Below are 7,678 nucleotides of genomic sequence, written 5' to 3'. Positions count from 1 at the left end.
TGGCGGAGCGCCTCGCGGATTGGGGGGCGGCCCGAGACACCATCGGACAGCCCTGTTCTACACGGCGGCGGAGTTATCCATTGGCCGGGGGAAAATCAAGTATCACTTGTCTTTCCCGCCCATGGGCGCGGCTTTCGGCGGCAGGGGCGGAAGACCGAACCACTCCGGATGTTCGAGGAGCCAGCCCTCGACACGCTTGGCCGTGTTGTAGGCCAGCGCCTCCATCTGCTCCTCCTTGCTCATCGTGTAGCCGCTGCCCACGATCGAGGCGCCGTTCAGGCTCTCGAAGACGGTCATCTTCTCGCCCGCCGCATTCAGCTTCTTCCCGGCCGCATCGTCCCAGATGTTGGCCGTGACGGCGACGACCGATTTCGGTGCCGCCACCACGGGGATACCCGGCGGCGCCAGCGCATAGCCGTCGACGCTGATCCCGAGATTGTAGAGCTTCGTGCCCTCGTAGCGCCCGAACCGGTCGTCGACGGCCTTCTTCATGACCGCCTCCCACTCCTCCACCGAGGCCTCGCGCGAGATCGGCACCTTCCGGACATGATCCGCGACCACGATGTTGAGCCCGAGGGCGAAATCTCCCAGATCCACGGGCGGATCCTTCAGGTCGTTCCGCTGGCAGGCGGTGACGAGGAGCGCCCCGAGGCAGAGGGCGACAAGACGCGGGATCATGGGCTTCTCCGAAAGGCGTTGCCCCCGCATAACTTGCCCGGCACCGCCGCGCAACCGCCGCCGCCGGGACGTCGCCCCATCCGTCGGCGCCAGCCATCCCACCCCGTCGGCCCTGCAGCGCGCGGCGGCCGACCCTGCCGGACCGCCCGGCGTCCCATTCATTCTCGCTCAAGTATCCCGCGGGGGTCCGGGGGCGCGAAGCCCCCGGCATCGGCCACGCGCCTCAACTGAACCGGTTGTCGCGCGGGAAACCGCGAGGCGCCATCTTCCCGGCGCCGGCCCGCGCACCGGTCCACTCGGCCAGATCCGCCTCGGTCCGGGTCCGCCCTGCCGGATCCTTCCAGCTGAGCCCTTTCGCAAGGTCGAAGGTGATCGCGTCGGACAGCCCACCGTCCTTGTATTTCTGCAGCCGGACACCCTTGCCCTTGGCCATCTCAGGCAGTTCGGACAGCGGAAAGACCAGGAGCTTTCGGTTCTCGCCCACCACCGCCACGTGATCCCCGCGGATCGGACGGCAGACGGCCGTCCTCACGCCCTCCTTCATCGAGAGCACCGCCCTGCCCGCGCGGGTCTGCGCCAGCACCTCCTCGGAGGGCACCACGAAGCCGTCGCCCGCCGACGAGGCCAGCAGCAGCTTCTCGCCCGGCCGCCAGACGAGCAGATCGTGGATCTCGGCCTCGTTCGGCAGGTCCACCATCAGCCGCACCGGCTCGCCCATGCCGCGCCCGCCGGGCAGGCTCGCGCCCGTCAGCGTGTAGAACCGCCCGTTCGAGCCCACGAGCAGCAGCCGGTCGGTCGTTTCCGCGTGGAACATGAAGCGCGGGGCGTCGCCATCCTTGAACTTCACCTCGGCATCGAGCGGCTGGTGGCCCTTCATCGCCCGGATCCAGCCCATCTTCGAGCAGATCACGGTGATGGCCTCGCGCTCGATCATCGCCTCCAGTGGAACCTCCTCGACTTCGCCCGCCTCGGCGAACTGGCTGCGCCGTGCGCCGGCGACCGTCCACTTGCCGAAGAGCTTGCGGATCTCGCCGAGGTCGTGGCCGATCCTCTCCCACTGAAGCGCCTCGGATCCGATCAGCGCCACGAGATCGGCCCGCTCGGCCAGAAGCGCGTCGCGCTCCGACAGAAGCTCCATCTCCTCGAGCCGCCGCAAGGAGCGCAGGCGCATGTTGAGGATCGCCTCGGCCTGCACCTCGCTCAGCTCGCCCGGACCGGCACCGGGGCCGACGTAATCCTTCTCGGAATTCGCCCGCTTGAACCTGCGCCCCCATTTCTCGGCCATGAGGGCGCGCTTGGGATCCTCGTCATAGCGGATGATGTCGATCACGCGGTCGAGGTTCAGGAAAGCCACGATCAGGCCGCCCAGCACTTCGAGCCTGTGGTCGATCTTCTCCATCCGGTGCTGCGAGCGGCGGATCAGCACCTCGCGGCGATGGTCGAGGAAGGCGCGCAGCACCTCCTTGAGCGAGCAGACCCGGGGCGTCCGCCCGTCGATCAGCACGTTCATGTTCAGCGAGAAGCGGATCTCGAGGTCCGAGTGGCGGAAGAGCATCCCCATCAGCATCTCGGGGTCGACGGTCCGGGCCCGCGGCTCGAGCACGATGCGCACGTCGTCGGCGCTCTCGTCGCGCACGTCGGCCAGCGCCGGGACCTTCTTGGTCTGGATCAGCTCGGCCAGCCGCTCGATCAGCTTGGACTTCTGCACCTGATAGGGGATCTCGGTCACGATGATCTGCCAGGTGCCGCGGCCGAGGTCCTCGGTCTGCCACTTCGCCCGCAGGCGGAAGGCGCCGCGGCCGGTGCGGTAGGCCTCGCGGATCGACTCCCTCGGCTCGACGATGACACCGCCGGTCGGGAAGTCCGGGCCGGGGATCAGATCCACCAGCGCATCATCGGCCAAGTCGGGGTCCCGGATCAGCGCAAGGCAGCCCTCGATCAGCTCGTCGAGATTGTGCGGCGGGATGTTGGTGGCCATGCCCACCGCGATGCCCGAAGCGCCGTTGGCAAGCAGGTTCGGGAAGGCCGCGGGCATCACCACCGGCTCTTCGAGCGTGCCGTCGTAGTTCGGGCGGAAGTCGACCGCATTCTCGGCCAGACCCTCCATCAGAAGCTCGGCGATCGCAGTCAAGCGCGCCTCGGTGTAGCGCGAGGCCGCCGGGTTGTCGCCGTCGATGTTGCCGAAGTTGCCCTGCCCGTCCACCAGCGGGTAGCGGACGTTGAAATCCTGCGCCAGACGGGCCATCGCGTCGTAGATCGCGGCATCCCCGTGCGGGTGGTAGTTCCCCATCACGTCGCCCGAGATCTTGGCCGACTTGCGGAACCCCCCTGTCGGCGACAGGCGCAATTCGCGCATCGCGTAGAGGATGCGGCGATGCACGGGCTTGAGCCCGTCGCGCGCATCGGGCAGCGCTCGGTGCATGATGGTCGAGAGCGCATAGGTCAGGTAACGCTCGCCGATGGCGCGGCGGAGCGGTTCCGAGCTCGTCAGCGGCTCTTCGATCGGATCTTCGGGCGTGTCGGTCATGATCCGTGTCTAGTCTCCGCTGTCGCGTCGGTCCAGACGGAAAGGAATCCGGGAACCTGCCGAGGCGGAATGCTGTTCGATGGGAAAGGGTGCACGTTGCCGCCCCGCCTTTCGAACCTGGAGATTTTCATCATGCTGCGCCTGACGCTGCTTCTTTGCTGCACCCTCTTCCTCGTCCTGCTGATCGGTGGTCGCGACTACGGCCAGATGCGGCCGGGCCTGGCCGGGGCGGCACGTCTCCAGCCCGATCCCCAACCGGTCGTGACACCGGTCCGGACCGCGTCGCTCGACGAGGCTGCGCCTGCCCTGACGGTGGCCGCCGAGGCCCGGGCGGTGCCCGAGCCCAAGCCCGAAACCGCGCCCGTGACCCTGCCGGAGAGAAGCTTCCGAGGCGACCGCCTGACGGTGTTGCCGCCGCCGCAGCCCCGGACAAAGGCGGCTGCGCCGGATGCCGAGGCACGCGACCAATCCGGAATTCGCTATGTGACGGCGGAGGCCGTGAACGTCCGCAGCGGCCCCTCGACGGCCTTTCCGGTCATCGGCCGTCTCACCCGCGGCGAAGCGGTGCTCGTCGATGGCGCGGAGTCCGGTCGGTGGACCGCCATCCGCATTGAAGGCGATGGGCTCGAGGGCTTCATGGCCGCCCGCTACCTTGCAGCCGACAGCATGCGCGACTGATGCGCGCGTTCTTTAGGGCGCCCGCGAGGACGCCGCTGCCCGGCGATGCACCCGCGACACGCACGCGGCCTGCCTCTGCCGACTGACCCTTGGCTCCACCGTCGCATTTCTCGTAGAGGAGGACCGGGAAGCGACGGTGCGGTGGATGAAGAGCATTCTGATCACGGGCTGTTCGTCGGGCATCGGCCATGACGCGGCACATGGGCTGAAGGCCCGCGGCTGGAGGGTGTTCGCAACCTGCCGCAAGGACGAGGACTGCGAGCGCCTGCGGGCCGAAGGACTGGAGAGCTTCCGGCTCGACTACGATGATCCGGCGAGTCTCGTCGCAGCCCTCGACGAGGTCACGCGGCGCACCGGCGGCACGCTCGACGCCCTCTACAACAACGGAGCCTTTGCCTGTCCCGGCGCTGTTGAGGACATCCCGCGCGAGGCGCTGCGCGCCGTGCTCGAGACCAACATCGTGGGCGTCCATGACCTGACCTGCCGGACCATCCCGATCATGCGGCGACAGGGATATGGGCGCATCGTCAACTGTTCCTCGGTGCTGGGCTTCGTGGGTTATCCCTGGAGAGGCGCCTACGTTGCCTCGAAATTCGCGATGGAGGGCCTGACCGACGTCCTGCGGATCGAGATGGCCGACACGCCGATCCGGGTCATCCTGCTCGAGCCGGGGCCCATCGCCACGAGGATCCGCGAAAACTCGATCCCGCATTTCGAGCGCTGGATCAACTGGAAGGGCTCGGCCCGCGTCGAGCAGTACAGGTCGCTTCTGGGGCGGCTTTACGAAGGGGGCGACGATCGCTGGCAGTTGCCCGCCTCGGCGGTGACCGAGAAACTGATCCAGGCGCTGGAAAGCCCGGCTCCACGGCCGCGCTACCGCATCACCGTCCCCAGCCGCACCGCCTGGGCGCTGCGCAGGCTGCTGTCGACGCAGATGCTCGACCGGGTACTCGCGCGGTAAAAGGGGTCCCCGGCACCGAAGGCCACCGGGGCCGGGGACCCCGGCAAGCCCCGCCGGCGCCTTGGCCCGCGGTTGCCTAGCGCCTGCGCGGTCCCTCGGAAAGGAGTCGCTTTTTCCGGTCAAACCGCTACATCACGGCGGCAATCGGGAGGAGAGCCATGCTGCAGGACCCGCTGTTCATCGTCGTCGCCATCGCTGTCCTTGCGGTGGTCGTGGTCCTGATGATCGGGATTGGCGGCTTCGCCCGAGGCGGCGAGTTCAACCGCAAGCACGGTAACAGGCTGATGCGCTGGCGCATCATCGCACAGGCTGTGGCTGTGGTTCTCATCCTGCTTTTCGTCGCCTATCGCCAATCCGGAGGTTTCTGAATGGTCGTTCTGTCGAGGATCTACACCCGCACCGGCGACGCCGGCGAAACAGCGCTCGGCAACGGCGCGCGGGTGGCCAAGCACTCGCCGCGCGTCACCGCCTATGGCACGGTCGACGAAGCCAACGCGACGGTGGGTCTGGCCCGGCTGCATGCCGAAGGCGAGATGCAGGAGGCGCTGGCGCGGATCTCGAACGATCTCTTCGACCTCGGTGCCGACCTCTGCCGTCCCGAAATGGAGCGCGACCACGAGGCGGACTACACGCCGCTGCGGATCGTCGCCCCTCAGGTCGCCCGGCTCGAGCGCGAGATCGACGCGATGAACGCCCGGCTCCAGCCGCTGCGCAGCTTCATCCTGCCCGGCGGCTCCGCGCTTGCCGCGCAACTGCATCTCTGCCGGACGATCTGCCGGCGGGCCGAGCGCAAGGTGGTCGAACTGGCGACGGTCGAGTCGGTCAACCCCGAGGCCCTGCGCTACCTGAACCGCCTGTCGGACTGGTTCTTCGTCGCCGGCCGCATCGCCAATGACGAGGGCCGTGCCGACGTCCTGTGGGTTCCCGGCCTCACGCGTGAGGCGTAAGGACGCATTGGAACGCGACGTCGGACAGGCTCCGAGGGTCGGTTTTGATCTGTTGTCACGGAAACGTTGCGGCTAACAACGTCGCGGAGAGCTTGCCCGCGAGGGCGGATGAGAAGGGAGATTGCCACTGATGAAGGTTCTTGTGCCTGTCAAGCGCGTGATCGACTACAACGTGAAGGTCCGTGTGAAGGCGGACGGCACGGGGGTCGATCTGGCGAACGTGAAGATGTCGATGAACCCGTTCGACGAGATCGCCGTCGAAGCGGCGATCCGTCTGCGCGAGGCCGGCACGGCGACCGAGGTGGTGGTCGTCTCCATCGGCGTGAAGCAGGCGCAGGAGACGCTGCGGACGGCGCTCGCCATGGGCGCGGACCGCGCGATCCTGATCCAGGCCGCCGACGACGTGCATCAGGACATCGAGCCGCTGGCCGTCGCGAAGCTGCTGAAGGGCGTGGTCGCGGCCGAGGAGCCGGGCCTCGTGATCTGCGGCAAGCAGGCGATCGACAATGACATGAACGCCACCGGCCAGATGCTGTCGGCGCTGCTCGGCTGGAGCCAGGCCACCTTCGCCTCGGATCTCGCGATCGAGGGCGATGCCGCTGTCGTGACCCGCGAGGTGGACGGCGGCATGCAGACCATCAAGGTCAAGATGCCCACGATCGTCACCGTGGACCTGCGGATGAACGAGCCGCGCTACGCCTCGCTGCCGAACATCATGAAGGCCAAGAAGAAACCGCTCGAGGAGAAGACCCCGGCCGATTACGGCGTGGACGTGTCGCCGCGGCTGACGGTGGTGAAGACCTCGGAGCCCGCGGGCCGCAAGGCGGGCGTCCGGGTGGGCTCGGTCGACGAGCTGATCGCGAAACTGAAAGACGAAGCGGGGGTGATCTGATGGCCGTTCTTCTGATTGCCGAAGTGACCGGCGGCACGCTGGGCGCGGATTCGACCGCCAAGGCGCTGACCGCGGCGAAAGCCCTGGGCGAGGTGACGGTGCTCGTCGCTGGTTCGGGCGTGGATGCGGCCGCCGCCGAGGCGGCCTCGTTCGACGGCGTGGCGAAGGTGCTGGCCGCCGATGACGCAGCCTACGGCAACGGGCTGGCCGAGCCGCTGGCCGATCTGGTCGTGGGGCTGGCCTCGGGCTACAGCCACATCCTCGCGCCGGCGACCTCGGCCGCGAAGAACGTGATGCCCCGCGTGGCGGCTCTCCTCGACGTGATGGTAATCTCGGAGATCACCGCCGTGGTCGATGCCGACACCTTCGAGCGCCCGATCTATGCCGGCAACGCGGTGCAGACGGTGAAGAGCGCGGACGCGACCAAGGTCGCGACGGTGCGGACGGCGACCTTCGAGGCGACCGGCAAGGGCGGCTCGGCCTCGGTCGAGACCATTTCCGCGGCCGGTGACAAGGGCCTCTCCTCCTGGGTCGAGGACAAGGTGGCGGCCTCGGACCGTCCCGAGCTGACCTCGGCGAAGACGGTGGTTTCGGGCGGGCGCGGCATCGGCTCGGAAGAGAACTTCGCGATGATCGAGAAGCTCGCCGACAAGCTCGGGGCCGCCGTCGGCGCGTCGCGCGCGGCAGTCGACTCGGGCTATGCGCCGAACGACTGGCAGGTCGGCCAGACCGGCAAGGTCGTGGCGCCGCAACTCTACATCGCGGTGGGGATCTCGGGTGCGATCCAGCACCTCGCCGGGATGAAGGATTCGAAGGTCATCGTCGCCATCAACAAGGATGAGGAGGCCCCGATCTTCCAGGTGGCCGACTATGGCCTCGTCGGCGACCTCTTCACCCTCGTGCCGGAACTGACCGAAAAGCTCTGAGATCGGTTCTGCGGGAAACGAGCCTGTGGCTTGGAACGGGCGCCCTCGCGGGCGCCCGTTTCACATCAA

Annotated in this window: 8 protein-coding genes; 6 read left to right on the top strand and 2 right to left on the bottom strand. The window is 67.9% G+C overall.

The genetic code is table 11. The features are described from left to right. Window positions 1–102: 102 nt before the first annotated feature. Window positions 103–678 (bottom strand): hypothetical protein, encoded by a 576-nt coding sequence (locus tag ACTVZP_RS18570; RefSeq protein ID WP_443213660.1) that lies wholly within the window; start codon window positions 676–678, stop codon window positions 103–105. A gap of 223 nt (window positions 679–901) precedes the next feature. Next, complete coding sequence (gene parC, locus ACTVZP_RS18565) at window positions 902–3,205, bottom strand: DNA topoisomerase IV subunit A (RefSeq protein WP_443213659.1); 2,304 nt, start codon at window positions 3,203–3,205, stop codon at window positions 902–904. Between the two features lie 132 nt (window positions 3,206–3,337). On the opposite strand from parC, the gene ACTVZP_RS18560 reads away from it, so the two are divergent. The 6 genes from ACTVZP_RS18560 (at window position 3,338) to ACTVZP_RS18535 (ending at window position 7,609) form a co-directional block, all read left to right on the top strand. Next, window positions 3,338–3,883 carry an SH3 domain-containing protein gene (locus tag ACTVZP_RS18560; RefSeq protein ID WP_443213658.1) on the top strand — a complete coding sequence of 182 codons (546 nt, stop codon included), beginning with the start codon at window positions 3,338–3,340 and terminating at the stop codon, window positions 3,881–3,883. 145 nt (window positions 3,884–4,028) lie between these two features. Continuing rightward, window positions 4,029–4,844: an SDR family NAD(P)-dependent oxidoreductase gene (locus ACTVZP_RS18555; protein ID WP_443213657.1), complete on the top strand. Its 816-nt coding sequence runs from the start codon at window positions 4,029–4,031 to the stop codon at window positions 4,842–4,844. 158 nt (window positions 4,845–5,002) lie between these two features. Then, window positions 5,003–5,212 carry a twin transmembrane helix small protein gene (locus tag ACTVZP_RS18550; protein WP_443213656.1) on the top strand — a complete coding sequence of 70 codons (210 nt, stop codon included), beginning with the start codon at window positions 5,003–5,005 and terminating at the stop codon, window positions 5,210–5,212. After that, window positions 5,213–5,791: a cob(I)yrinic acid a,c-diamide adenosyltransferase gene (locus ACTVZP_RS18545; protein ID WP_443213655.1), complete on the top strand. Its 579-nt coding sequence runs from the start codon at window positions 5,213–5,215 to the stop codon at window positions 5,789–5,791. It abuts the gene before it with no gap. Window positions 5,792–5,921: 130 nt separating this feature from the next. Then, complete coding sequence (locus ACTVZP_RS18540; protein ID WP_443213654.1) at window positions 5,922–6,683, top strand: electron transfer flavoprotein subunit beta/FixA family protein; 762 nt, start codon at window positions 5,922–5,924, stop codon at window positions 6,681–6,683. After that, window positions 6,683–7,609 carry an electron transfer flavoprotein subunit alpha/FixB family protein gene (locus ACTVZP_RS18535; protein ID WP_443213653.1) on the top strand — a complete coding sequence of 309 codons (927 nt, stop codon included), beginning with the start codon at window positions 6,683–6,685 and terminating at the stop codon, window positions 7,607–7,609. The genes ACTVZP_RS18540 and ACTVZP_RS18535 overlap by 1 nt, the downstream gene beginning before the upstream one ends. Window positions 7,610–7,678 lie beyond the last annotated feature (69 nt).

It is taken from the genome of Rhodobacter sp. NSM (assembly GCF_052244495.1).
In the GTDB taxonomy this organism is placed as follows: Bacteria; Pseudomonadota; Alphaproteobacteria; order Rhodobacterales; family Rhodobacteraceae; genus Cereibacter_A.
The sequence above is the reverse complement of the archived record's forward strand: the minus strand, read 5'-3'. Positions and strand labels throughout refer to the sequence as shown.

What these genes read in the sequence shown, in the direction of transcription:
- parC (WP_443213659.1), bottom strand. Translation starts at nt 3,205, where the DNA reads ATGACCGACACGCCCGAAGATCCGATCGAAGAGCCGCTGACGAGCTCG.
- ACTVZP_RS18550 (WP_443213656.1), top strand. Translation starts at nt 5,003, where the DNA reads ATGCTGCAGGACCCGCTGTTCATCGTCGTCGCCATCGCTGTCCTTGCG.
- ACTVZP_RS18540 (WP_443213654.1), top strand. Translation starts at nt 5,922, where the DNA reads ATGAAGGTTCTTGTGCCTGTCAAGCGCGTGATCGACTACAACGTGAAG.
- ACTVZP_RS18535 (WP_443213653.1), top strand. Translation starts at nt 6,683, where the DNA reads ATGGCCGTTCTTCTGATTGCCGAAGTGACCGGCGGCACGCTGGGCGCG.
- ACTVZP_RS18570 (WP_443213660.1), bottom strand. Translation starts at nt 678, where the DNA reads ATGATCCCGCGTCTTGTCGCCCTCTGCCTCGGGGCGCTCCTCGTCACC.
- ACTVZP_RS18560 (WP_443213658.1), top strand. Translation starts at nt 3,338, where the DNA reads ATGCTGCGCCTGACGCTGCTTCTTTGCTGCACCCTCTTCCTCGTCCTG.
- ACTVZP_RS18545 (WP_443213655.1), top strand. Translation starts at nt 5,213, where the DNA reads ATGGTCGTTCTGTCGAGGATCTACACCCGCACCGGCGACGCCGGCGAA.
- ACTVZP_RS18555 (WP_443213657.1), top strand. Translation starts at nt 4,029, where the DNA reads ATGAAGAGCATTCTGATCACGGGCTGTTCGTCGGGCATCGGCCATGAC.